The 25213-nt window shown below is 69.4% G+C and carries 18 protein-coding genes, 1 tRNA gene and 1 pseudogene; 12 read left to right on the top strand and 8 right to left on the bottom strand.

Going from position 1 to position 25213, the window contains the following annotated elements; all coding sequences use genetic code 11:
• The first annotated feature begins 26 nt into the window (after window positions 1-26).
• Window positions 27-1163: pseudogene (locus HH212_RS23820) on the top strand (metallophosphoesterase).
• A gap of 195 nt (window positions 1164-1358) precedes the next feature.
• The gene (locus tag HH212_RS23815) at window positions 1359-2831 is read left to right on the top strand and encodes a M20/M25/M40 family metallo-hydrolase (RefSeq protein ID WP_170204753.1); all 1473 of its coding nucleotides are present in this window, start codon (window positions 1359-1361) and stop codon (window positions 2829-2831) included.
• Between the two features lie 21 nt (window positions 2832-2852).
• Here HH212_RS23815 and HH212_RS23810 read toward each other — a convergent pair whose 3' ends face one another.
• Together HH212_RS23810 and HH212_RS23805 are read right to left on the bottom strand one after the other, a co-directional pair.
• Window positions 2853-3224 carry an Lcl C-terminal domain-containing protein gene (locus HH212_RS23810; protein WP_170204752.1) on the bottom strand — a complete coding sequence of 124 codons (372 nt, stop codon included), beginning with the start codon at window positions 3222-3224 and terminating at the stop codon, window positions 2853-2855.
• 230 nt (window positions 3225-3454) lie between these two features.
• The gene (locus tag HH212_RS23805) at window positions 3455-4132 is read right to left on the bottom strand and encodes an SOS response-associated peptidase (RefSeq protein ID WP_170204751.1); all 678 of its coding nucleotides are present in this window, start codon (window positions 4130-4132) and stop codon (window positions 3455-3457) included.
• 148 nt (window positions 4133-4280) lie between these two features.
• Here HH212_RS23805 and HH212_RS23800 point away from each other — a divergent pair, with 148 nt between their 5' ends.
• The 3 genes from HH212_RS23800 (at window position 4281) to HH212_RS23790 (ending at window position 9123) form a co-directional block, all read left to right on the top strand.
• Window positions 4281-5993, top strand: coding sequence for an Hsp70 family protein (locus HH212_RS23800; RefSeq protein ID WP_170204750.1), 1713 nt, complete (start codon window positions 4281-4283; stop codon window positions 5991-5993).
• On the top strand, window positions 5993-7687 hold the full coding sequence (locus HH212_RS23795) for a hypothetical protein (protein WP_170204749.1): 1695 nt from the start codon (window positions 5993-5995) through the stop codon (window positions 7685-7687). The genes HH212_RS23800 and HH212_RS23795 overlap by 1 nt, the downstream gene beginning before the upstream one ends.
• A gap of 251 nt (window positions 7688-7938) precedes the next feature.
• Complete coding sequence (locus tag HH212_RS23790) at window positions 7939-9123, top strand: GGDEF domain-containing protein (RefSeq protein ID WP_170204748.1); 1185 nt, start codon at window positions 7939-7941, stop codon at window positions 9121-9123.
• Window positions 9124-9341: 218 nt separating this feature from the next.
• Here the strand turns inward: HH212_RS23790 and HH212_RS23785 are convergent, their stop codons facing one another.
• From HH212_RS23785 to HH212_RS23770, 4 genes are all read right to left on the bottom strand, one after another.
• Window positions 9342-9593, bottom strand: a complete 252-nt coding sequence (locus HH212_RS23785) for a hypothetical protein (RefSeq protein WP_170204747.1) — start codon at window positions 9591-9593, stop codon at window positions 9342-9344.
• Window positions 9594-9848: 255 nt separating this feature from the next.
• Window positions 9849-10031 carry a hypothetical protein gene (locus HH212_RS23780; protein ID WP_170204746.1) on the bottom strand — a complete coding sequence of 61 codons (183 nt, stop codon included), beginning with the start codon at window positions 10029-10031 and terminating at the stop codon, window positions 9849-9851.
• Window positions 10032-10122: 91 nt separating this feature from the next.
• Window positions 10123-10341, bottom strand: a complete 219-nt coding sequence (locus tag HH212_RS23775) for a hypothetical protein (RefSeq protein ID WP_170204745.1) — start codon at window positions 10339-10341, stop codon at window positions 10123-10125.
• A 94-nt stretch (window positions 10342-10435) separates the two neighbouring features.
• Window positions 10436-10522: transfer RNA gene (locus HH212_RS23770), tRNA-Leu, on the bottom strand.
• Between the two features lie 152 nt (window positions 10523-10674).
• On the opposite strand from HH212_RS23770, the gene HH212_RS23765 reads away from it, so the two are divergent.
• The 7 genes from HH212_RS23765 (at window position 10675) to HH212_RS23735 (ending at window position 19548) form a co-directional block, all read left to right on the top strand.
• The gene (locus HH212_RS23765; protein ID WP_170204744.1) at window positions 10675-11487 is read left to right on the top strand and encodes a ParB N-terminal domain-containing protein; all 813 of its coding nucleotides are present in this window, start codon (window positions 10675-10677) and stop codon (window positions 11485-11487) included.
• A gap of 49 nt (window positions 11488-11536) precedes the next feature.
• The gene (locus HH212_RS23760; protein ID WP_229217770.1) at window positions 11537-13840 is read left to right on the top strand and encodes a penicillin acylase family protein; all 2304 of its coding nucleotides are present in this window, start codon (window positions 11537-11539) and stop codon (window positions 13838-13840) included.
• 235 nt (window positions 13841-14075) lie between these two features.
• Window positions 14076-14711 (top strand): PEP-CTERM sorting domain-containing protein, encoded by a 636-nt coding sequence (locus HH212_RS23755; protein ID WP_229217434.1) that lies wholly within the window; start codon window positions 14076-14078, stop codon window positions 14709-14711.
• 141 nt (window positions 14712-14852) lie between these two features.
• Window positions 14853-15404, top strand: coding sequence for a thymidine kinase (locus tag HH212_RS23750; RefSeq protein WP_170204743.1), 552 nt, complete (start codon window positions 14853-14855; stop codon window positions 15402-15404).
• Between the two features lie 24 nt (window positions 15405-15428).
• Window positions 15429-15998: a hypothetical protein gene (locus HH212_RS23745; RefSeq protein WP_308633224.1), complete on the top strand. Its 570-nt coding sequence runs from the start codon at window positions 15429-15431 to the stop codon at window positions 15996-15998.
• A gap of 323 nt (window positions 15999-16321) precedes the next feature.
• Window positions 16322-18601 (top strand): carboxy terminal-processing peptidase, encoded by a 2280-nt coding sequence (locus tag HH212_RS23740; RefSeq protein WP_170204742.1) that lies wholly within the window; start codon window positions 16322-16324, stop codon window positions 18599-18601.
• Between the two features lie 218 nt (window positions 18602-18819).
• Entirely contained in the window at window positions 18820-19548 is a 729-nt protein-coding gene (locus HH212_RS23735) for a PEP-CTERM sorting domain-containing protein (protein ID WP_170204741.1), read from the top strand.
• Window positions 19549-19606: 58 nt separating this feature from the next.
• Here the strand turns inward: HH212_RS23735 and HH212_RS23730 are convergent, their stop codons facing one another.
• On the bottom strand, window positions 19607-20563 hold the full coding sequence (locus tag HH212_RS23730) for a diguanylate cyclase domain-containing protein (protein ID WP_170204740.1): 957 nt from the start codon (window positions 20561-20563) through the stop codon (window positions 19607-19609).
• Window positions 20560-25197: a response regulator gene (locus HH212_RS23725; protein ID WP_229217433.1), complete on the bottom strand. Its 4638-nt coding sequence runs from the start codon at window positions 25195-25197 to the stop codon at window positions 20560-20562. Before HH212_RS23725 ends, HH212_RS23730 begins: the two co-directional genes overlap by 4 nt.
• Window positions 25198-25213 lie beyond the last annotated feature (16 nt).

The following is a 25213-nucleotide window of genomic DNA, read 5'->3' as shown; positions in this document are numbered from 1 at the left end:
GCAATACTCCGGCCCCGATTTTTCCCATGGCACGTCAACGTTCCCTCGTCTCCATTCTTTCGATCCTGGTGCTGGTGCACTTGTACGTCGGCCTGCGCCTGCTGCCCGGCATGCGGCTCGGCATTGCTGGCATGGCGGCCGGCGCCACGCTGCTGGCCTTGTCGACCGCGCTGGTGCGCATCGGCCTGGTGGCGCCGAGCCTGCGGCGCACGCGCTGGTCGGAGCAGTTGACGTGGGTGAGCCTGCTGGCGATGGGGTACTTTTCCTCGCTGTTCGTGCTGACCCTGGTGCGCGACCTGGCGCTGCTGGGGCTGGCGTTGTCCGGCGCCGCCGGCCCCGCCGTCGATCGCAACAGCGCGCTGGCGGTGCCGCTGACGGCGCTGGCGGTGACGGTGATCGGCTTCGTGAATGCGCGCCGGTTGGCGCGCGTGGTGCGGGTCGACGTGCCGATCGCCGGCCTGCCGGCGGCGCTCAGCGGCTATTCGATCGCCCAGATCTCCGACATCCACGTCGGCCCGACCATCCGCGGTCCCTACCTGAACGCCATCGTCGAACGCGTCAACGCCCTCAAGCCGGACGCGATCGCCGTCACCGGCGACCTGGTCGACGGCAGCGTGCAGCGCCTGGCCGCGCGCACCGCGCCGCTGGCGCGCCTGTCGGCACCGGACGGCGCCTTTTTCGTCACCGGCAACCATGAATACTATTCCGGCGCCGACGGCTGGATCGCCGAGGTGCGCCGCCTCGGGCTGCGCGTGCTGCTCAACGAGCACGTGATCCGGCGCCGCGGCGATGCGTCCCTGATGATCGCCGGCGTCACCGACTTCACCGCCCATCATTTCAATCCCGGCCACAAGAGCGATCCGCAACGGGCGGCGGCCGGCGCGCCGCGTGACGTCGCCGTCAGGATCCTGCTGGCGCACCAGCCGCGCAGCGCCCCGGCGGCGGCCGATGCCGGCTTCGACCTGCAATTGTCCGGCCACACCCATGGCGGCTAGTTCTTTCCGTGGAACCTGTTCGTGCCGCTGCAGCAGCCCTTCGTCGCCGGCCTGAACCGCGTGCGCTCGCTGTGGGTTTATACCAGCCGCGGCACCGGCTACTGGGGCCCGCCTAAACGCTTCGGGGCGCCGTCCGAGATCACGCTGGTGCGCCTGGTGCCGGCCTGAGGCACGGACGCCGGCAATGCGTGGGACGCAGGGTGGTGGCGCGCATCATGCCGGCCGCAGCCGCAGCCGCAGCCGCAGCCGCAGCCGCGTCCAGTCGTCCAAAAAATGTATTTACTGCAATTAATTTTCCATAAATCCTTGGGGATGCGTTATCGTTGGCGTTTTTCGTTTTTCGCCAACCTGAAGGATCCACGCATGAACCGCCGCAGCCGCTTGCCCGCCTTGTCCCTCCTCGCCGCCTGCCTGCTCGGGAGCGCCGCCCACGGCGCCACCCCGGGCAGCGACCCGGCCGCGCTGGCCAGGGTGCGCGACACGGCGCTGGCCAACGACTACCCGTACCAGCGCCTGGAAGACCTGACCGACCTGGTCGGGCCGCGCCTGTCCGGTTCCGCCGGCGCGGCCGCGGCCGTCACCCAGGTGGCGGAAGAGCTGCGCAAGCTGGGCGCCAGGGTCACGCTGCAGCCGGTCAAGGTGCCTCACTGGGTGCGCGGCGTGGAAACCGGCACCGTGGTCGACTACCGCGGCCGCCCGGCCGGCGTGACCCAGAAAGTCGTGCTGACCGCGCTCGGCGGTTCCGGCGCCACGCCGGCGGCCGGCCTCACCGCCGAGGTCGTCGTGGTGCGCAGCTTCGACGAGCTGAAGGCGCGCGCGGCCGAGGTGAAAGGCCGCATCGTGCTGTTCGACGTGCCGTTCGACCAGGACATGGCCGACCGCGGCCTGGCCGGTACCGCCTACGGCCAGGCGGTGGCCTTCCGCGGCGCCGGACCGCGCATGGCTGCCGAGATGGGCGCCTCCGCCGCCCTGGTGCGCGCCGTCGGCGGCGCCGCCTACCGCATCGTCCACACGGGCGCCACCAACCTGGCCGACAACGCGCGCATCCCCGCCGCCGCCATCACGATCGAGGATTCGATGCTGATCGCGCGCCTGGCCAAGCGCGGCCCGGTCAAGCTGCACCTGACCCTGACCCCGCAGACCCTGGCGGACGCCGACAGCTACAACGTGATCGCCGACTGGCCGGGCACCGACAAGGCCGACGAGATCGTGCTGGTCTCCGGCCACCTGGACTCGTGGGACCTGGCCACCGGCGCCAACGACGACGCCTCGGGCGTGGTCAGCGCCATGGGCGTGATCGACACGTTGCGCAAGCTCGACTACCGTCCGCGCCGCACCATCCGCGTGGTGGCGTGGATGAACGAGGAAAACGGCGGGCGCGGCGGCAAGGGCTACAACGACGCCTATCGAGCCAACGCCGAGAAGCACTTCGCCGCCTACGAGGACGATAACGGCTCGGGCCGTCCGTTCGGCTTGCGCGCCGGTATCGGCCAGGCGGCGGCCAAGCTGTTCGCGCCGCTGCAGGCGGCCCTGTACCCGATGGGCGCCGGCGCCTTCCGGCGCGAGGACGTGGTCGGTTCCGGCGACTTGCGCGACCTCGAGATCTCGGGCGTGCCGTCGTTCGAGCCATGGATCGACTCGTCGGATTATTTCAATTACCACCACACCCCGGCGGACACCTTCGACAAGGTGATCCCGGAAAACCTGCGCCGCCATGCCGCGGTGATGGCGACGACCGCCTGGTTCCTGGCCAACATGGACCAGCCGATCGGCCGCGCCAACGTTGCCGTCGAGGCGGTCGAAGCCAAGGCCAGGGCGACCGGCGCGGTCAAGTAAGCGGCAGCGCCCGCAACGGGCTCAGCCGCCGTCCACGCGCCGCACCGCCCGTGCATGGCCGCGGAAGGGGCGGCCGTACACGGTCTGGATACCGCTGGCGAAATTCTGCCCCCAGACCAGCTGCGGCCGCGTGTCGTGCTGCTCGCTCGACCAGTACCAGACGCGGTCGAATCCCTCGCGCTGGTTGGCGAACAGCAGCGCCAGCTCGCGCCGGGTCGGCAGCTCGCCGTCCTGTTCGAGCGCCCACTCGCGCGCGGCCGGCCAGCTGATGTCCGACACCGTGTCGGCCAGCAGCACCAGGTGGTAGTCGGGCTCGCCGTTCTTGCCCAGGATGAGCCCGGCATAGGACTCGCCTTCCTTCAGCATTTCTTGAATTCTCAGATAGTCACCCATCGCGCAATCCTCTTGTCCGCAACGCTTCGATCATGCAGTACCAAGCTATAGACCGTGATCGTTGCGCTTGGTTGCGATGCAGAACTAGACATAGCTCATAACGGGTTGCCGAGCAGATGATGCGAAATGGCTTATGCCGACAGGGTTTGATCTGGAAGGAAAGGAGGTGCAGTCACGAGTCACAGGGATCATGGCGCCGGGCAATGCGCCAACCGGCCTGCAGGCGCAGCTTATTCCTGTTCTTCCAGCGGCAACGCGATCTGCGGCCCGTCCGCGCCGGCGCGGTTGACCGCCGTGCCGACCTTGTGCCACTCGAACGCCTCGCTCGGCAGCGCCGCATGGCGCAGCAGTTCGACCGCCTGCTGCGGCGCCAATCCCGGGTCGAGCCACAGCTTCGCATCCTCGGCATCCAGCACCACCGGACGGCGGTCGTGGATGTCGAGCATGCCGCCGGACGCGTCGTCGGTCACCAGCACGAAACCGGCCTCGGCGCGGTTTTCCTCGAAGGCGCCGAAGTTGGCCAGCGCCACCAGGAACAGCGGCGCGCGGTCCTTGCGGTGGATGTGCCAGGGTTGCTTGTGCCCCTTTTCCCCGGTCCATTCGTACCAGCCCTCGGCCGGCACGATGCCGCGCCCGTTCTTCAGCAGGCGCGCCCAGTAGCGGTTGGGCAGCTTTTCCAGGCGCGCGTTGATGCAGATCGGCACCTTACCGTCGGCCCACTTGGCGCGGTAGCTCCAGAACACGTCGTCCACGCGCCGTTGTCCGTCCTGCACGTGCAGCACCGGCCGGTAGGTGCCGGGCGCGGCATTGGTGGTCGGCGCCGATTCGCTGTCGAAAACGGCGTCGGTCCACCCGAAGATGTTGGCGTAAAAACGCGCGGTCTGGCTTTGGTCGAATCGTCCACACATGGCCCGATGGTACCGCATTGGCGAAAAGGCCACATTCCATCGCGTGCGCGCCTGGATGGACGCTTTTGGGCAAGCACGGCAGTAAGTGATAGCATTCAGCCATCATGACGTTTTTGCCAATGTAATCCAAACAATAAAGGATGCGCCAATGATCGTAGGGATCGACCTCGGCACGACCAACAGCCTGGTTTCGGTATGGGAAAACGGCGCGGCGCGCCTGATCCCGAACAGTCTCGGCGACGTCCTGACGCCGTCCTGCGTCAGCGTGGACGAGGACGGCACCATCCTGGTCGGGCGCGCCGCGCGCGAGCGCCTGCAGACCCATCCGGACCGCAGCGTGGCCGCCTTCAAGCGCCACATGGGCAGCGACAGGACGACCCGCCTGGGCAAGCGCGCGTTCCGGCCCGAGGAATTGTCGGCGCTGATCCTGCGCGCGCTGAAGGAAGACGCCGAGGCCGCGCTCGGGGTGCCGGTGCTGGAAGCGGTGATCACGGTGCCGGCCTATTTTTCCGACGCCCAGAGAAAGGCCACGCGCGCCGCCGGCCAGCTGGCCGGGCTGAAGGTGGAGCGCCTGCTCAACGAGCCGACCGCGGCGGCGCTGGCCTACGGCATGCACCTGCGCGGCAGCGAGACCCGCTTCCTGGTGTTCGACCTGGGCGGCGGCACCTTCGACGTGTCCGTGCTCGACCTGTTCGAGAACGTGATGGAAGTGCGCGCCTCCAGCGGCGACAACAACCTGGGCGGCGAGGACTTCGTCGCCTGCCTGGTCGAGCGCTTCTTCGAGGAAGCCAAGGTGCCGCCGCACTACCGCAACGATGCGCGCTTCATGGGACGCCTGGGCGCCCAGGTCGAGCGGGCCAAGCGCACGCTCAGCGACGCGCCGAACGCGACGGTGCGCATCGTCGACGGCGCCACCGAATACCGCATGGAACTGGACGAGGCCGCGCTCGAGAAGCATTGCAGTGCGCTGCTGGCGCGCCTGCGCGACCCGGTCGAGCGCGCGCTGCGCGACGCCGGCATGCCGCTGGCGGACCTCGACAACATCGTGCTGGCCGGCGGCGCCACCCGCATGCCGGTGGTGCGCCGGATGGTGACGCGCATGTTCGGCCGCTTCCCGGCGTGCGAACTGAACCCGGACGAAGTGGTGGCGCTGGGCGCGGCGGTGCAGGCCGGACTGAAGAGCCGCGACGCCGCCCTCGACGAGGTGGTGATGACCGACGTGGCGCCGTATTCGCTGGGCGTCGGCATCGCCCGCCAGCTGGACCGCAACACCATCTCGAGCGGCCACTTCGACCCGATCATCGAGCGCAACACCGTGATCCCGGTAAGCCGCGTCAAGCGCTATTCGCCGACCAGCGAAGCGCAGCGCGAGGTCGACATCCACGTCTACCAGGGCGAGGCGCGCATGGTGAAGGACAACATCGAGCTGGGCAGGCTGCACGTGGCGCTGCCGCCCGGCGCCGGCGTGGACAACAGCGTCGACGTGCGCTTCACCTATGACGTCAACGGCTTGCTGCAGGTCGAGGCGACGCTGGTGCGCACGGGTGAAACCAGCACGCTGCTGGTCGAGGGCAACCCCGGCCTGCTGACCGAGCAGGAGATCGCCGAGCGCTTCGCCGCCCTGGCCGACCTCAAGATCCACCCGCGCGAGCGCCTCGACAACCGCACCCTGCTGGCGCGCGGCGAGCGCCTGTACCAGCAGTTGCGCGGCCAGTCGCGCGAGCAGATGGCGCACGCCATCGTGCGCTTCGAGCAGGCACTCGAATCCCAGGATGCGCGCATCGTGACGCCGGCCGCCGCCGAGTTCCGCGCGCTGATCGAGCACGTCGAGCGCCACAGCCACCTGCTGCCGGACGATTGATGCCGATGGAAACCGGCCATCCTTTCCTCGAACGCCTGGGCCTGGACGAAATGGCCGACGCGCGCGCGATCCGGCGCGCCTACGCGCGCGAACTCAAGCTGGTGGACCAGCAGCGCGATCCGGACGCCTTCCAGGACCTGCGCGAATGCTACGAGACCGCCTTGTCCTGGGCCGCATGGGATGCCCGGCGGCGGGCGCAGGCCGAGGCCGAGTCCGCGGGCGACGCCGCCGGCAGCGGGGCGGCGCCGGAAGCGGCTGCGGCGCCGGAAGCGGCTGCGCCGGCCGCGCAGGACGCGCCGCCCCCGGCGCAGGTCATGACGGCGCCCGTACCGGCCGGCGAACCCGATGCCGTGGCGGACGCCGCCATGGCCCCCGCGGCGCAGGCCGGCGTCGCGGCCGCATCCGCGCCGCCGGTTCCCGACCGGCAGGCGCCGTGGGACGTCGGGCGCGCGCTGTTCCATGCCTTTTGCGCCGGCCTGCCGGGCCTGGAGCAGCGGCGCCTGGAGCCGCGCGAACAGCCGTGGACCGATGCCCTGCGCGCGGCGCTGGCCGACGAGCGCCTGCTGAACTTCGAGACGCGCCTGAGCTTCGAAGTCCACCTGGCGCACCTGCTGGCCGACGGCTGGCGCAGCGGCCACGAATTCCTGTTTCCCGCCTGCGCCCAGGTATTCGGCTGGGACAGCGACCGGCGCGCCCTCGGCCGCCTCGGCCAGGCCGGGCAGGTGCTCGACCTGGCGCTCGAGGAACGCGCGAGTTTCTTCGCCCAGGACGTCCAGCAGCGTACCGGGCAGCGCAACGTGCTGGCCTTGCTGCGCCAGCCGGACCCGCCGTCGGACCAGCGCCTCGCCGAGGGCATGGGCGGGCTCGAGCAGATGATGCAGCGCTTTCCGCACTGGCTGCCCCTGATCGCGCCGGCGGCCGGCATCGCCGCTTGGCGCGAGCGCTATCGGCAGCGCCACGGCAGGCCGTTCAGCCTGGACGACATGCCGGCCAGCGCGCCCGCCCCGGCGCCGCGCACCCGCTGGGGCAATGCATGGGTCGCCTGGGCGTGCGTGATGGGGCTGGTCGGTTCCCTGCGCTTGTTCGGCGGCAGCGGCGATGGCGGTTCGGCCGCCTACCGGCCTGCGCCGAGCGAGGCGGGCCGGGTCGTCGAACGCCTGCGGCGCGAGGAAGCGCAGGACGCGTCGCGCCTGGGTTCCGCGGATGGCGGCCAGGCGATCGAACGCCTGCGGCGCGGGCAGGTGCCCGGCGCGGCGGGACCGGCGTCCGCCGGCGCCGGGCCGGTGGCCGAACGCCGGCCAGCGGCCCAGGCCCGGCCGCTGACGCAGGCGCAGCTGGACGATATCGGCAGGCGCATCGACTACAAGCCGGGGCCGGACGCCAGGACCGGGCCGGTCAAGGTGCGCTTCCAGGTGCGCCTGGATGGCGAGGGCAAGGTCGCCGACGTGAAGCGCGAGGAAGCCATCGGCGATCCCGCCTTCGCCGCCGCCGCCGAAAAGGCGGTGCGCAGCGCCGGCCCCTTTGCGCCGGCGACGTCGAAGGCGTTCCAGCTGACCTATTCGGGCACTGTCCGCAAGGTGAGGCGGCCGGCGCCGGCGCCGGCGCCCGCAACGTCATCGGAGAGCGCGCCGAATCCGCCCGAAGCGGCGCCGGAAGCGGCCCCGGCGGCGCAGGGAGATCCGCAAGCGCGCTGAGGACCGCCGGCGGACCGGGTGGCGGCCGGGCCGCGCGCGCCATCCGGCGCGGCCGGGCGAGGACGGCGCAGCGCCGTCGCACTGCGGTCGCGCCGGGGGAGGCGAGGGGCCGGCACCGGTAGGCTTGTCGCATTTATTGCTATACTGCGAGGGTATTTCCATATCGCAAGAACATTACGACGCTTGCATCGATTCTTTCGCCGGCCGGTCGCATGCCGCCGGCGTGACGTTTTCCCTATTCTGGTCCGGATTTGAGCGTTCTCAGCCTCTTCGTTCTCAACGGCGCGCTGGCCGCCATCATGTTGATGGTGCTGCGCTCGCTGTCGCATGCCGGCGCCGCCGGCGTGCGCGAATGGTCGCTGGCCAACGGCATGGCGGTGGTGGCGCTGCCATTGTTCATCGGCCGCGGCGTGATCCCGGACGTGCTGTCGCTCGAACTGGCCAACGCGCTGCTGCTCGGTGCGTCCATGATGGTCTACGCCGGCTTCCGGCGCCACCTCGGGCTGCCGGTGCCGGCGCGCGCGCTCGCCTGTGGCCTCGCCGCGACGATCGGCCTGCTGTCGCTGCTCTACCGTGTCGTCGACGTCCTGCCGGTGCGCATCGCGCTGGCATCGAGCGCGCACGGCATCGTGTTCCTGGCCCTGGCGCACACGCTGCACCGCATGGAGCGGCGCGACGAGACCGTCTATCCGCGCCGCTTCGCGTTCTGGGTGGCGGTGACGATGGTGTGCATCCATGCCGCCCGCGCCGCCGCCTACCTGGTCCGCTACGATCCCGACGCCGGCATCTTCGACGCGTCGCTGCTGAACATGGCCTGCATCACCCTCGGCACCCTGGCGATGCCGGCGCTGACGCTGGGCGCGGTGATGATGGCGAACGCCGACATCATCCGGCGCACCACCTACGCGGCCGAGCACGACCACCTGACCGGCGCCTGGTCGCGCCGCGCCTTCTTCGGCATCGCCGAGCGCGAGCGCGAACGCGTCGAGCGCCGCGGCGGCGCCTTGTCGGTGCTGGTGTTCGACGTCGACCATTTCAAGTCGATCAACGATACGCGCGGCCATGCCGCCGGCGACCGCGTGCTGGCGGACATCGTCATGCGTACCGAAGCGGTGCTGCGCGGCCGGGCCGTGTGCGCACGCCTGGGCGGCGAGGAATTCGCGGTGCTGCTGCCGGACACCGGAGCGAGCGGCGCCGGCGCGATGGCGGAGCACTTGCGCGCGGTGCTGGAGCAGGCGGTGCTGGCGGACGAGGGGCAGGACCCGCTGCGCTACACGGTGAGCGTGGGCGTGGCCTGCCTGGCGCCGCAGGAAACGCTGGCCGCCCTGCTGGAGCGGACGGATGCGGCCTTGTATGCCGCCAAGCGCGGCGGCCGCAACCGGGTGTGCGAAGCGCAGGCGGCGCAGGCGGACTCCTGGTCGTTGAATACGGGTTGAGCCGGCCGCCGGCGGCCTGGCCGATGCAGACCGCCTCGTCTCCTTAGAACCTATCCCAGTAGGGAGAGGGAAGTTGATGACGACATGCGCGTAGGCGATGCATGGCGAGCGCGGGCAAGGCGCGAGGACGCCGCATGGCGAGCCATGCAAGGACGAGTAACGCTGCCCCCGCTTGCCAGGCGCGTCAGCAACGACCGGTTCCCTACTGGGATAGGTTCTTAGGCGGTCGCCATCGGATAAGCGCGGGAGACGGTATCGATGTAGCTGGCCACCTGCTGGATTTCGGTCAGGGCGATATCGATGAAGCCTTCGATCGGATGGTCCCGGTCCCAGGCGCTCAGGCGGCTCTTGCGCTCCACATCGTCAAATACGTCAAAAATGTCTGCGTAAAACGTCGCCCTGGCAGAGCTGCGCAGTTCGACGGCCAGGGTGCGGACATGCGATGCGAGCAATAGTTCATCAGTATTCATTGGTGGTTGTTCCGTATCTTTCGTGCAACTAGCAAATGGTGGAGATGTTTTGCGTGTGCGGCGTAATATACGCAATAACTCATCAATAAATCTCACGAAATGTCACTAAATGGCTAAATCATCAAATTTAGTTTCTCAATGACATGTTTTTGAGACGCGTTGCACACTGGAATAGTAGGACGTCTCGACCCGGGCGCGCGCAACCGCGTCCGGCGGCGCACTGGCACCGGATTGCGTGGGAAGACCGCTGCGGCCTCAATCGGCGCGCAGGCCGCCGCCTAATGGGGTGGTCATCGCCTTGGCGTCGCTGAAATGGTCTTCGAACTGGGGCGCTTCGCCGGGGTGGTCGTACAGCCACTCGGCGGCTTCGCGGGCGCGTTCTTCGCTGCCCATGTCGTACACGCGGCCGTTGACGGCGATGGTGGTCGAGGTGCTCATGCCATGTCTCCCAAGGAAGGTGTGACCGGCACTCTAGCGCTTTCGCGCAAAGGATGCATCCCGCGCATCGTGCCGGGTCATCCGGGCCGGATCATTCGGGCTGGACGAAGGAGCGGCACGATTCGCGGTAGAAGTGATGCGTGGCCCTGAGGTCGCGGCAGAGCGCGTCGAACTCGGGGCCGGGCGTCTTGAAGCCTTGTTCGATGTCGCGCAGGTACATTTGGTGCGCCACCGTGGCTGCACGCCATGCGCGATGCGCCATGGCGACGGCGTCCAGGTCGACGGTGCGGTGCTCTTCAGGGGTCGGCATCGGTCGGTCTCCGCGCGAAAGGGGAAGGGCCCATCTTACGCGAATCCGGCGCATGCGTCCGGCACGGTGCGGATCGGGAAACCCGCAGGAACAGTGGTGCCCGGAGCCGGGATCGAACCGGCACGCCATTGCTGGCACGGGATTTTAAGTCCCGGGTGTCTACCAGTTTCACCATCCGGGCAGCGGGCGAGATTCTAGCACAGCCGGGGCGGAACGGGGCCGGTCCTGGCCATTCCGGCAATGACGGATCGGCAACACACAAGCGGGCAAGGCCCTTTTGGTCGCCCCGGCGCATGGTGTAGCATGCAAGGTGACCATTTGCCAGGAACGACATTGAACATCATCATCAACGAAGAACTCCGCTCATTCATCGATCCGCTCACGCCCGTGGAATACGCGGCGCTGGAACGCAGCCTGCAGGCCGAAGGCTGCCGCGACGCGCTGGTGCTGTGGCGCGACGTGCTGATCGACGGCCACAACCGCTACGACATCTGCAAGAAGCACGGCATTCCTTTCCGCACCGTCCACAACAACAACTTCGCGGCGCTGGAAGACGTGATGCTGTGGGTGATCGACAATAACCTGGCGCGCCGCAGCGTGTCCGACTTCCAGCGCGGCATGCTGGCGCTGCGCAAGAAGGAGATCGTGGCGGCGCGCGCGGCCCAGCGTGCCGCCGGGCAGGGCGCCGCACCGGACGATAAGGCCGCCGCCGCGCCCGACGAGCAGGGCGCCGACCCGGCCGATCCGCCCTGGAACACGCGCGAAGACGTCGCCAAGGCGGCGCGCGTGTCGGCGAATACCCTCAGCCAGATCGAGCGCATCCGCAAGACCGCCGCGCCCGAGCTGGTGGATGCGGTGCGCAGCGGGACCATCTCGGTGAGCGCCGCCGCCAACGTGGCCTCGCTGCCGGCGGAAGCGCAGCAGGCGGCCGTCGCCGGCGGTCGCAAGGAATTGCAGCAGGCGGCGCGCCAGGTGCGCGAGCAGAAGGGCAGCGCGCGTCCGAAGAAGGACATCACGCCGGAGACCGCCGAGGAGCAGGTCAGGCTGCTGCGCGCCCAGGTCGCCGAACTGAAGGACCGCCTGGCCACCATGATGACCGAAAACGACGTGCTGAAACAGAAGCTGGCCAACCTCGGCGCCGCCTGAGGGGCCGCACCCGGACCCACCCATCACGACAGGAGAACTCTTGAACCCGATGCCCCGTCTTGCCGTCGCGGCCGCCCTCGGCGGCGCCCTGCTGGCCATGCTGCCCTGCGTCCACGCGGCGCCCGCCGCCGCGCGTGCGGAAACGCTGCCGGCGCAGAGCGCCACGGCGCGCGCCGCACAGCCGTTCACGCCGGCCGAACTGGCGCGCATGCGCGCCGGTGCGCAGCGCGTGACCATCCTGCGCGACAAGTGGGGCATCCCCCACGTGTTCGGCAAGACCGACGCCGACGCCGTATTCGGCATGGTGTATGCCCAGGCCGAGGACGACTTCAACCGGGTCGAGCTGAATTACATCAACGCGATGGGGCGGCTGGCCGAGGTCGAGGGTGAAAAGGAAATCTGGCGCGACCTGCGCATGAAGCTGTACATCGATCCGGCCGCCATGAAGGCGAAGTACGCCGCCAGCCCGGCGTGGCTGAAGAAGCTGATGGATGCCTTCGCCGATGGCCTGAACCATTACCTGGTCACCCATCCGCAAGTGAGGCCGAAGCTGATCGCGCGCTTCGAACCGTGGATGGCGCTCAGCTTCAGCGAAGGCAGCATCGGCGGCGACATCGAATCGATCGAGCTGAAGCGGCTGGAAGACTTCTACGGCAAGCCGCGCCAGGCCGCGTCCGCGTCGGCAGCGGCAGCACCGTTCGATGCGCGCGCGCCGCGCCTGGCCGCGCTGGCGGACGGCGACAAGGGCTTCGACGCCGAGCCGAAAGGCTCGAACGGCTTCGCCATCGCGCCGAAGTTGTCCGCCGACGGGCGCGCGCTGCTGATGATCAATCCGCACACCTCGTTCTATTTCCGCCCTGAGATCCACATGGCCAGCGAACAGGGCCTGAACGCCTACGGCGCGGTCACCTGGGGCCAGTTCTTCATCTACCAGGGCTTCAACGATCGCCTCGGCTGGATGCATACCTCGGGCGGCGGCGACGTCATCGACGAATACCTGGAGACCGTGAGCGAACGCGGCGGCAAGTTCTATTACCGGTACGGCAAGCAGGAGCGCGCGCTGAGGGCGGTGCCGATCGCGCTGCCGTACAAGACCGCGGACGGCATGGCCACCCGCACCGTCACCGCGTACTTCTCGCACCACGGTCCGGTGGTCCGCGCGGAGGGCGGCAAGTGGGTGGCGGTGAAGATGATGGACGACCCGGTGCACGCGCTGATGCAGTCGTACGCGCGCACCAAGGCGCGCAACTACGCCGAATTCGTGAAGGTGATGCAGCTGCGTACCAACTCGTCGAACAATACCGTGTATGCCGATGGCGACGGCAACATCGCCTACTTCCACGGCAACTTCGTCCCGCGCCGCGACGTCCGCTTCGACTGGACCAAACCGGTCGACGGCAGCAATCCCGCCACCGAGTGGAAAGGCCTGCACGCGGTGAAGGAAACCATCACGGTGTTCAACCCGCAGAGCGGCTATATCTCGAACACCAACAACTGGCCGTGCACCGGCTTCGGCGCCAGCAGCCCGGACTGCGCCCGCTATCCTGCCTACATGTGGTCGCTGCCGCAGAACGCGCGCGGCATCCACGCCGAGCGCGTGCTGCACGATGCGCGCGGCGTCACCCTCGACAACCTGATCGCGCGCGCCTACGACAGCTATCTCACCGCATTCGAGCCGCTGGTGCCGGCCGTGCTCAGGGATTGGGACGCGCTGCCGGCCGGCGATCCGCTCAAGGCGCGCCTGGCCGCGCAGGCGGCGGCGCTGCGCGGCTGGGATTTGCGCTTTTCGACGGTGTCGGTGCCGACCTCGCTGGCGGTGTACTGGGGGCAGGAGATGGTCAAGGCGTCCGCCGCACGCGCGCGCGAACAGGGCGTGCCGGTGGTCGACTTCATCCAGACCGGCCTGACTTCCCGGGAACGGCTGGACGCGCTGGCGCGCGCATCCGCCAAGCTGGAAGCCGACTTCGGCAGCTGGCAGACGCCGTGGGGCGAGATCAACCGCTTCCAGCGCATCAGCGGCGACGTCGACCAGCATTACGACGACGGCAAGCCGAGCTATCCGGTGGCCTTCACCTCGGCCAACTGGGGATCGCTGGCCTCGTTCGGCATGGTGGCCAAGCAGACCACCAAGCGTATCTACGGCGACCGCGGCAACAGCTTCGTGGCGGCGGTCGAATTCGGTCCGCGGGTGCGCGCCAAGAGCATCCTGGCGGGCGGGGAGAGCGGCGACCCGGCCTCGCCGCACTTCGCCGATCAAGCCGAACTGTACAGCCGCGGCGAGTTCAAGGACGTGCTGTTCTACAAGGAAGACATCGAGAAGGCGCTGGAGCGGCGTTACCATCCGGGCGAATGACGGTGCGCCAGGGCAGGTGCCGACGACCGGCGCGTGCGGCGCCGGTCGTTGCTGCCGATACCTTTATTTAGCGCATGCCACATCGACGGCGACAAGTCAATCTCAGCAATGCCGCACACATTATATGCAGCGCAAGGTGTCCTAAAAAAGCCGTTAGCACGATTGCAACGTTGATGCGCCTGGTATCTACTCGACTCAGCCTCCGGGCCTAATCGATCAACCACAGGAGTGTATCGTGATCCAATCCCTTCCCTTGCGCGCCCGTTTCCTGAAACCCCTCTGCCTGGCAGCCCTGCTGTGCGCCGCCGCCAGCTCGCAGGCAGCCATCACGGTCTATACCAGCCAGGCCGACTTCCTGGCCGCCGTGTCGGCGCCGGGCGTCGACAGCTTCGACGACCTGACGGTCGACCCGTACGGCGACACGCTGGACCGCACCGCCGGCAGCTACACCTACCAGGCATACTCGCCGGGCGGTTTGTGGGGCGCGGGCGCGGCCGGCAACTACTGGCTGTCGAACAACACCCAGACCGATCCGATCGTGTTCTCCAACTTCAGCGGCGGCGCCAGCGCCTTCGGCGGCAATTTCTTCACCTCCGACCTGGCCGGCCAGTACGCGCCGGGCGGTAACGTGGTGTTGACCGCAACCGACGGCACCTCGCTGACCTACAGCCTGAACGGCACTACCCAGTCGTCCTTCCTGGGCTTCGTTTCCGACGCGGCGCTGTCCAGCGTCAGCCTGAGCACCGACGGCGGCGTGTACTGGGCGACTGCCAACGACGTGGTGCTGGCCGTGCCGGAGCCGGCGACCTACGGCATGCTGCTGGCAGGCCTCGGCTTCGTCGGCCTGATGGGCCGCCGCCGCCGCGCCTGATGCGGCGGCACGCGCGATGCGGGCGGCACGAGCGCCCGCGTCGTGCGCCGGCCCGGCCCGGCGCCCGCCGGGACGATGCCGATGGCTGGCGCCGCCGGTCCCGCCCTTGCTATAATTTTGCAATTTACAGCAGGGCAGGCCGTGGCAAAACTCTACTTCCGTTATTCGGCGATGAACGCCGGCAAATCCACCTCGCTGCTGCAGGTGGCGCACAACTACGAAGAGCAGGGCCAGCCGGTCAAGCTGTACACCGCCGCCATCGACGACCGCTACGGCGTCGGCCAGATCACCTCGCGTCTCGGCCCGCATCGCGAAGTCGACGTGTTCGACCGCGACACCGACTTCCTGGCCGGCGTGCCGGCCGTCGCCTGCGTGCTGGTCGACGAGGCCCAGTTCCTCAGCAAGCAGCAGGTGGTGCAGCTGCACCAGCTGGCCCAGGTGCGCGGCGTGCCGGTCATCTGCTACGGCTTGCGCAGCGATTTCCGCGGCGATCCGTTTCCCGGCTCGGCCTACCTGCTGGCGCTGGCCGACGACATCGAGGAAATCAAGAACATCTGCAGCTGCGGCAAGAAGGCGACCATGAACATCCGCCTCGATCCGCAGGGGCGGCGCATGCGCGAAGGCGAGCAGGTCAGCATCGGCGGCAACGAGAGCTACCGCCAGGCCTGCGGCCGCTGCTTCTACATGGGCTGAGCGGGGCCGCCGAAGCTTCCGATCGTGTTGCCGTCGCTGTTTTCCTTCCATGGCTGCGAGGCGGCGGCGCCGGCCCTGCCGTGCCGCCTGGCCGGCATGCTGCTGTACCTGCTGCCTTCCGCCGCGCTGGCATTCCTGCTGCGCCTGTTCTGCCGGCAGTACCCGTTCCTGTACGTGTTCGGCATCGCCGGCACCCTGTGCCACGAGCTGGCGCATTTCGCGGCCGGCCTGCTGACGAATGCCGATCCGGTCGGCTTCAGCCTGGTGCCGCGCCGCCGCGGCAAGGTATGGGAGCTGGGATCGGTGACTTTCGCCAACCTGCGCTGGTACAACGCGGCGCCGGCCGCGCTGGCGCCGTTGCTGGTGCTGCTGGTGCCGTTCGCGGTGGCCTGGTGGCGTACCCGCGCGCCGTGGACCTTCGGCGCCGCCGACCTGGCGCTGACGGTGTTGCTGGCGCCGCAATTCCTGTCGTTCTGGCCATCCTCGGTCGACTGGCGGCTGGCGCTGCGCAGCTGGCCCTACCTGGTGCTGCTGGCGGCGGCGCCGGTCTTGTATGCGCAGTACCCGCAGCTGTTTCAATTTGTAAAAGCCTGAAGCGTGCTTGCGTGGGCACCGTAAAGTCGGGTAAAGCAGTGCGCGTGCCGGCTCTGCGTTGCCGTGCGATCCTGTAGAATCGGTCGCAGATGCCGGCAGGCCGGTGCAACGGCCTCGTCCCTCCGCAGGACCGCCGCCGGCGCGTCCCGCGCCGAGTTTCTGCACTGGGCCGCCGCACCATGGGCCCAGCAACATGGGCCTTGAAATTTCGTGAGCAGCAGCAATGTTGGACGGATGTGCCGTTGCAGGGTACGCCGCATGTCGACGAGGCCGCACGCAGCAGATTTTTGATCCCAAGACCATTCCGCCCGGAGAATCGAAGAATGAAGAAGCAGATGTTGATGGTCGCGCTGGCGTGCGCCATGTCCGCCCACGTGGTCACGGCCCAGCCCGAGAAAGCGGCGGCCGCGGCCACGGCCGCCCAGCCTGCCACCCAGCTCAAGGCATCCGTCGCCCAGACCCAGGCAGCCCTGTGGGCATCGCGCGTGTTCGCCCGCTATCACTACAAGGCGACGCCGCTCGACGATGCCATGTCGGCCAAGATCTACGACGCCTATTTCAAGTCGCTCGACAGCGAGAAACTGTATTTCACCCAGGCCGACCTGGACGGGTTCGCACCGATGCGCCTGAAGCTGGACGATGCCATCAACAACGAAGACCTGGCGTTCCCGTTCCAGATCTACGGCGTCTACCAGCAGCGCTTCGCCGACCGTATGACCTACGCGCGCCAGCTGCTCAAGGGCAAGTTCGACTTCACCAGCGACGAAACGCTGCAGATCGACCGTGAAAAGGCGCCCTGGGCCAAGAACGAGGACGAGGCGCGCGACTTGTGGAGGAAGCGCGTCAAGAACGACTGGCTGCGCCTGAAGCTGGCCGGCAAGGACGACAAGTCGATCCGCGACACCCTCGACAAGCGCTACGAAGGCTACCTGAACCGTCTCAAGAAGTTGAACAACGAAGACGTGTTCCAGATGTTCATGAACGCCTACGCCACCGCGATCGAGCCGCACACCAATTACCTCGGCCCGCGCTCGGCGGAAAACTTCGACATCGCCATGCGCCTGTCGCTGGACGGCATCGGCGCCGTGCTGCAGTCGCGCGACGACTACACCGTGATCCGCGAAGTGGTGCCCGGCGGTCCGGCCGACAAGTCCGGCAAGCTGAAGGTCGGCGACCGCATCGTCGGCGTGGCCCAGGGCAACGGCCCGTTCACCGACGTGATGGGCTGGCGCATCGACGACGTGGTGCAATTGATCCGCGGCGAGCGCGATTCGACCGTGCGCCTGGACGTGCTGCCGGCCGATGCCGGCCAGGACGGCAAGCACGCCACCGTGGCGGTGGTGCGCAAGAAGATCACCATGGAAGAGCAGTCGGCCAAGAAGCAGATCATCGAGGTCAAGGACAATGGCGTGAAGCGCCGCATCGGCATCATCTCGCTGCCGACCTTCTACCAGGACTTCGAGGCGCGCCGCAAGGGCGACAAGGATTTCAAGAGCGCCACCCGCGACGTGCAGCGCATCCTGGGCGAGCTCAAGAAAGAGAAGGTCGACAACGTGCTGATCGACCTGCGCAACAACGGCGGCGGTTCGCTGATCGAGGCGGTCGAACTGACCGGCCTGTTCATCGACAAGGGGCCGGTGGTGCAGCAGCGCACCGCCGAAGGCCGCGTCGAGGTCGAGAGCGACACCAATCCGGGCCTGGCCTGGGACGGTCCGATGGGCGTGATGATCAATCGCGGTTCCGCGTCGGCCTCCGAGATCTTCGCGGCGGCGATCCAGGACTACGGCCGCGGTATCGTGATCGGCGAGCCGAGCTTCGGCAAGGGCACGGTGCAGACCCTGGTCAACCTGGATAAATTCTCGCAGAGCGACAAGATGAAGTACGGCGAACTCAAGATGACGATCGCCCAGTTCTTCCGCATCAACGGCGGCACCACCCAGCTGCGCGGCGTGACGCCCGACATCAAGCTGCCGGTGACGGCCGATGCCGAGAACTTCGGCGAATCGTCGTACGACAATGCCTTGCCCTGGGTCCAGATCAAGCCGGCGGTGTACCTGCCGTCCGGCGACCTGAAGGAACTGGTGGCGCCGCTGCAAAAACGCCACGATGCGCGCGTCGGCAGCGACAAGGATTTCCAGGACATCGAGGACGACATCGCCGAAGCGCTCAAGCTGCGCAAGGACAATGTGATCTCCCTGAACGAGACCGTGCGCCGCAAGGAACGCGACAAGCAGGAAGCCAAGGCCAAGGCGCGCGAGGCGCGCCTGGCCAGCGACGGCCAGGCGCCGAAGGACGATGCGGCGGCCGGCCCGGGCGCCAAGGAGCCGCGCGGCAAGGTGCCGGATGCCACCAAGCCGAGCAAGCCGGGCAAGTCCGCCGTCGCGCTCAAGGGCGTGCCGCGCACCGACGACGGTTTGCAGGGCGACGAGCGCAGCCTGTCGGCGGAACTGGCGGCCGAAAAGGCGGCCAAGAACGCCAAGGACGTGTACCTGCAGGAAGCCGCGCACATCCTGGCCGACGAGGCCGGCATGCTGAAAGCCGATACGCGCATGGCATCGCGCACGATGCCGTATTTGTCGATGGTGAAACAGGGCGAGAATTGAGATTGTCGTCGATCGCCGGCATGGACGGGCCGTCCGTGCCGGCCGGTTGGCCTGGAAGCGGGGTTTCGAAAGAAACGCCGCTTTTTTCATGGGCGTTTCAATCGTGCGTTGTGTTTTTTTTACCAATGCTAGGATTCACTCAGCAATTGTTTTAACAACATGTTTTTGTTAAAATACTTATATCAACAATAACTTTATTGGCCGAGCCAGGAGCCCACATGTCAACTCGTTACCTCATCGCCGCTGCAGTCCTTTTCGGAAGTGCATGCGCCGCCCAGGCAGATACGCTGCCGTCCAGCGATTCCACGTTCATCGCGTCCTGGAAGGACAGCAACGGCAACGACGTTGCCAGCTCGGGCGTGCTGGGCAACTCGTCGCTGATCGGCGGCGTGGCCTACGGTAACGACAGCGCGGCGCAGGCGTTCGCCGCCAAGGTTAGCGCCAACCTGTCGTCGGGCGCTTCCTACACCCTGGTCAAGGGCCTGGACGGCGAGATGCTGACCTCGGCCAGCAGCGCGCAGCTGGCGGCGATGTCGGGCAACGGCGTGGCCGTGGTGGGCTGGGACGACCAGCGTACCGTGTCGCTCGGCCAGAGCGCGAACGCGGTCGCCGCCGTCGGTGCGGGTTCGGGCGCAGGTGTGGGCGCGGGCGTGAGTGCAGGCGTGGGCGTGAGTGCGGGCGTGGGCGCCGGTACGGGCGCCGCCACCGATGCGGGCGCCGGCGCCGGTTCCGGCACTGCCGCAGGCTCGGGTTCCGGTTCGGATGTCGCCGCCGGCAGCGGTGCAGCCGCCGACGCGGGCGTCGGTGCAGGCGCCGGCGCCGGCCTCGATACGCCGCTGGCGGACGTGCCGGGCACGACGGCGGAAGTGCCGGAACCGTCGTCGATCGCATTGCTGATGGCCGGCATGTTCGGCGTGTTCGCGATCGGCCGCCGCCGCGTGCGCTGAGCCGCGCGCTGCCAAAGGAAGCGGGCCGCGGCCCGCTTTTTTTATTGCCGGCGGCGGCTCAGGCAGGGTCTGGGGTGGAGCCGCCGCAGGGATCGGCGGCGGTATTCGCGCACCAGCGGTTGCGTCCGCCCGCCTTGGCCTGGTACAGCAGCGCATCCGCCACCTGCACCAGGTCGGCCGGCCGGCTGTGTTCGTCCGGCACCATGCAGGCGATGCCCATGCTGGCCGTCAGGCGCGCCGCGGTGGGCGAGGCGGCGTGCGCGATCGCCAGCCGCTCCAGTTCCGCCATCAGGCGGCGCGCCACGCCGACAGCGCCGCGGCCATCCAGCTGCGGCAGCAGGATCGCGAACTCTTCGCCGCCGTAGCGCGCCACCAGGTCCTGGCTGCGCGCCGCGGCGTGGCGCATGGCGCCCGCCACCTTGACCAGCGTGGCGTCGCCGGCGGGGTGGCCGTAGCGGTCGTTGTACAGCTTGAAGTGGTCGACGTCGACCAGCATCAGCGCCACCGGCAGGCCGGCGCGCCCGCAGCGGCGCCATTCGGCATGCAGGCGCTCGTCGAAGGCGCGCCGGTTGGCGGCGCCGGTCAGGGAATCGGTCAGGATCAGGGCGCGCAGGGCGTCGCGCTGGCGCTTGACGGTCAGCTGGGTGCGCACCCGCGCCCGCACCACGGCGGCGTTCACCGGCTTGCTGATGAAGTCGGCGGCGCCGGCTTCCAGGGCGCGCGTCTCGTCCTCGGGCGAGGTCAGCGCGGTGACGAAGATGACCGCGATATCGGCGGTCTCGGGCGCCGCGCGCAGTTCCTTGAGCACGGCATAGCCATCCATCTCCGGCATGACCGCATCGAGCAGGATCAGGTCGGGCAGCTGGGTGCGCGCCAGTTCCAGCGCGCGCCGGCCATCGAGGGCGAACAGCACTTCATGCTCGTCCTGCAGCGCGCGGTGCAGGATCTGCACGTTTTCCATCGCGTCGTCGACCACCAGGATGCGACCGTTGACGGCCATGTCGCTCCAGCTCATGCATTCTCCTCGGTGTCCAGAATAGCGCGTACCAGCGCGCCGGCCGCCTCGAAGCGCAGCGCGGCCACCGCCTCGGCAAGCGGCGGCGTGCGCGCAGGGGCCACGCGAGCCAGTGCGGGATGGAGAGCATCGAAGTGCGCCAGGGCTTTCATATTGTTATTTTGTAGCAGATCAAGAAGATGCGCCAACTCTTCATGCAGGGTGCATGCCGGCATCGATGTCGATGTCGGCGCCGTCCCGGCCGGTACGGCGCCCCCCGGCCCGGACGGCCGCTGCTGCGGCATCGCCCGCGCCGTGGCGGCTGCCGTCGCCAGCGCCTGTTCCAGCTGCGCCAGGGCGGGCGCCACGGCCGTTTGTGCGCCGTGCAGCGCCTGTTCGACGGCGAGCGCGTGGCGCGCCACGTCGAGCGCGCCGAGGTTGGCGGCCACGCCGCGCAGGCGGTGCGCGGCGTGGCCGGCGCCGTCGCGGTCGCCGCGCGCCAGGCAGGCGCGGATCTGCTCCGGCACGTCGGCGTGCGCCGCCGGGAAGCGCGCGAACACGGCGGCGAAATCGGCGAAGCTGCCGCCGAAGCGGGGCAGGGCCGCGTGCAGGTCGATGCCCGGCAGGTCGATGTGCGCCGGGTCGGTGGCTGCCAGGGCGAGGGCCGGCGGCGCCGGCGCCAGCGCCATGGCAGGCGCCGGCGTGCCGGATGCGCCGACCGATGCGGGTGCCTGCCGGCCGGCACTGCGCGCCAGCGTCGCCACCAGGTCGTCGACGTCGATCGGCTTCGCCAGGTAGTCGTTCATGCCGGCCGCCAGCGCGCGGCGGCGGTCTTCTTCCATGGCATTGGCGGTCATGGCGATGATCGGCAGCGCGTCCAGGCCCAGGGCGCGGATCGCCGCGGTGGCTTCGAAGCCGTCCATCACCGGCATCTGCAGGTCCATCAGTACCGCATCGTAGCGCGCGCCGGCGCCGGGAGCGGCCAGCAGGTCGAGCGCCAGGCGGCCGTTGCCGGCAAATTCCACCCCGGCGCCGGCGTGGGTGAGCACGTATTTCGCCACTTCCTGGTTCATCAGGTTGTCCTCGACCACCAGCACGCGCAGTCCCGCCAGGCCGCCGCGCAAGGGCGCCGGGCGCCGCCGCGGCGCCGGCGCCGCGCTGCCGCGCAGTTCGGCGACCGCTTCGCACAGCGCGCGCGGCGTGAACGGCTTGGCCAGCACCGCACCGGCGCCCAGGCCCGGGGCCAGCGCGGCCAGGCGCTCGCGTTCCGGATCGGCGGCCAGCAGGGCGCAGCGCGGCAGCGCGATGCCGTCGGCACGCGCGGCGGCGAGCACGGCGGCGCCGTCCAGGTCCGGCATGGCGCCGTCGATGAAGGCCATGTCGTAGGCAGGCCCGGCGCGCAGCAGCGCCAGCGCGGCCGCGCCGCCGGCGGCGCCGTCGACCGCGGCGCCCCAGCCGGACAGCAGGTCGGCCAGCGCGGCGCGGCCGGCGCCGTTGTCGTCCGCCACCAGGATGCGCAGGCCGGCCAGCGGCGCGCCGCCAGGGGCGCAGCCGGCGCCCTCGGCATGCCCGGCGGCGACGCCGAAGCGCGCGCTGAAGCGGAACCGCGCGCCGCGGCCGGCGGCGCTGTCGACTTCCAGGACGCCGCCCAGCAGGTCGACCAGGCGCCGGCTGATCGCCAGGCCCAGGCCGGTGCCGCCGTACTTGCGGCTGGTCGAGCTGTCGGCCTGCGAGAACGCCTCGAACATGCGCTGCTGCTGCCCGGGCGCGATGCCGATGCCGGTGTCGCGCACCGTGAACGCCAGCCGCACGCTCTCTTGCGCGGCGCCGTCCTGCGCGGCGCTCTCCTGCGCAGCGCTCTCCTGCGGGGTATCGGCCGGGACCGGCTCGTCCTCCGGGCCGGCCAGCGCGATCTCGAGCACGACCTCGCCGCGCTCGGTGAACTTGATCGCGTTGCTGACCAGGTTGAGCAGCACCTGCTGCAGCCGCATCGGATCGCCGCACCGGCGCGCCGGCACCCCCGGCTGCACCGCGAACACCGGTTCGATGCCCTTGTTCCAGGCGCTGGTGGCGTTCAGCACGCCGATGCTGGACAGGACGTCGTCGAGCGCGAACCCGGTCCGTTCCAGCACCAGCCGGCCGGCTTCGACCTTCGAGTAGTCGAGCACGTCGTTGAGCATCGACAGCAGCGTGTGCGCCGCCATCTGCATGCGCTCGACGTAGCCGTGCTCGCGCCGGCCCAGGTCGGCTTCCTCGAGCAGGCGCGCCAGGCCGATGATGGCGTTCATCGGCGTGCGGATCTCGTGGCTGATGTTGGCCAGGAACGCGCTCTTGGCGCTGCTGGCCGCCTCGGCCGCATGCAGCGCGTCTTCCAGGCGCGACTGGGTGCGCTTGAGTTCCGTGATGTCGGCGTGCAGCGTATAGAAACCGCGCACCTTGCCGGTGGCGTCGAAGTCGGGGATGTAGCTGCCCCAGGCCTGCATCACCTCGCCCGAGCCGGCGCGCCGCAGGCGGCGCTCGAAGAATTGCGGCGTGCCCGCGAACACGGCGCGCGCGAACGGCTCGACCTGGGCGATCTGCTCGGCGTCCAGCAGTTCGTGCACGGTGCGCCCGATCACCTGGCCGGCGCTGCGCCCGAGCCAGTCGAGGTAGGGGCGGTTGGCGAACTGGCAGCGCAGCTGGTCGTCCCAGTAGCCGACCAGGGCCGGCAGGTGGTCGGTGATGGCGCGGATCATGCGCTCGTTGTGTTCCAGGCGGGCGCCGGCGGCGCTCAGCGCGGCCTGGGTGGCGACACGCGCGCTGATGTCGCGCACCGTGGCCTGCAGCATGCCGCTGCCGTCGATGTCGACCCGGTTCAGCAGGACGTCGGCATGGAACACGCTGCCGTCGCGGCGGCGGTGGATCCATTCGAAGCGCGCCATGCCTTCGCGCAGCGCGCGCTGCATGTGTTCCTGCGCCAGTTGGTCCGAGCGGCGGCCGTCGGGCTGGAATTCGGGCGAGGCGGTCGCCGGCGACATGGTCAGGAACTCGGCGGCGTCGCGGCAGCCGAACAGGCGGATCGTGGCCTGGTTGGCGCTGACGAAGCCGGCGTCGTGCACCAGCAGCATGTGGGCGTCGCCGGAGCCCTCGAACAGGGTGCGGTACAGCACCTCGTTGTCGCGGTCGCGCTGTTCCTGGCGCCGGCGCTCGGTGATGTCGAGCACCACCGCGTTGATGCCGACCAGTTCGCGCCCGGGCCCGTACACCGGGTAGTAGCTGCAGATCCAGTGGCGCAGCCGGCCCGGTTCCGCCGGCGATTCGCCGCTGTCCTCGACGTCGACCAGAGGACGGCCGCTGGCCAGCACCCGGCGGTAGGGGAGCTCGATGGCCACGCCGCGCTCGCCCAGCAGCTCGGGCAGGGTGCGGCCGACGTGGGCGCTGGCCGCCAGGCCGTTCACCGTCGCCAGGTAGTCGTTGACCATCACGATCTTCAGGCTGCGGTCGAGGAAGGCCAGGCCGACCGGCGCGGTGGCGTACACCGTGGCCAGCATCATGCTGGAGCGCTGCAGCGCGTCGGTGCGCTCGGCAACCCGCGCTTCCAGGCCGGCGCGGTACTGCTCCAGTTCACTCTCCACCTTGCGCAGGGCGCGCGCCACCGAGGCGGCTTCGCGGATCGCCAGCGGCGGGATCGCCAGCGCTTCGCCGCGTCCCAGCGCGGCGGCCGGCGCGGTCAGGGCGCGCACCGAACGCGCGATCGACCCGCCGATGCGCCACGCCAGCCCCAGGCTGATCGCCAGCATGGCTGCGATCACGGCGAGCGCAGCGCCCGGCGCCGGGCCGAGCAGTTCGCGCGCCGCCTGGCGCGGAAAGCCGACCGCCACGGTCCAGCCGTGGGCCATCGTGCGCGCGTAGGCCAGGTCGACCGGGCTGCCGCCGGCAGCGTCGGCGGCGACCATGCCGATGCCGGCCCTGGCCAGCGCCGTCGCCAGTTCGGGACGCATCGGCATGCCGATCGTGCGCGTCGCGTCGCCGGTGCGCGCCACCAGCAGGCCGCGCTCGTCGAACACCTGCGCGTTCCAGCGCGCGGGCAGGTGCTGGTCGGCGAGCAGCTCCGCCAGGCGGCGCGGGCGCAGCTCGACCGACAGCGCGTATGCCACCTTGCCGCCGCGCCACACCGGCACCGCGATCGAGATCACCCAGGGCTGGCTGGCGGCGCCGCGGTGCAGGCCGGACGCCACCGCCTCGGCGCGCGCGAACACCTGGCGCACGTCGGCCTCGTTGCCGCCGGCCGGCGGCGGCGCGCCGTACGGGTGGCGCGTGTCCAGCACTGCATGGCCGTCTGGGCCGCTCAGGGTGAAGCCGGAGATCGACAGCTCGGGACGCAGCAGGCGGCGCGCCGCCGCGTGGAAGGCGGCCAGGTCGCCGCGGCCCAGCGAAGAATCGTTGGCCAGCGCCTGCGCGACGATCTCGCCGTTGGCCAGGTCGCGCTCGACCGCCGCCGCCAGCGCGCGCGCGGCCATTTCCGCATCCTCGGCCACGTGGATGCGCTCGCGCTGGTCGGCGTCGTGGGCGAAGATCAGGTAGCCGACCAGGATCGGCAGGGCACAGGCCAGCACCAGCGTGACCAGCTTGGCGCGGATCGAGGGAAGGGAACGACGTTGTAAGAACTGCACCATGATGCTCCGGAACGCG

It is taken from the genome of Massilia forsythiae (assembly GCF_012849555.1).
In the GTDB taxonomy this organism is placed as follows: Bacteria; Pseudomonadota; Gammaproteobacteria; order Burkholderiales; family Burkholderiaceae_D; genus Telluria; species Telluria forsythiae.
This window is presented reverse-complemented; position numbering and strand designations above follow the sequence as displayed.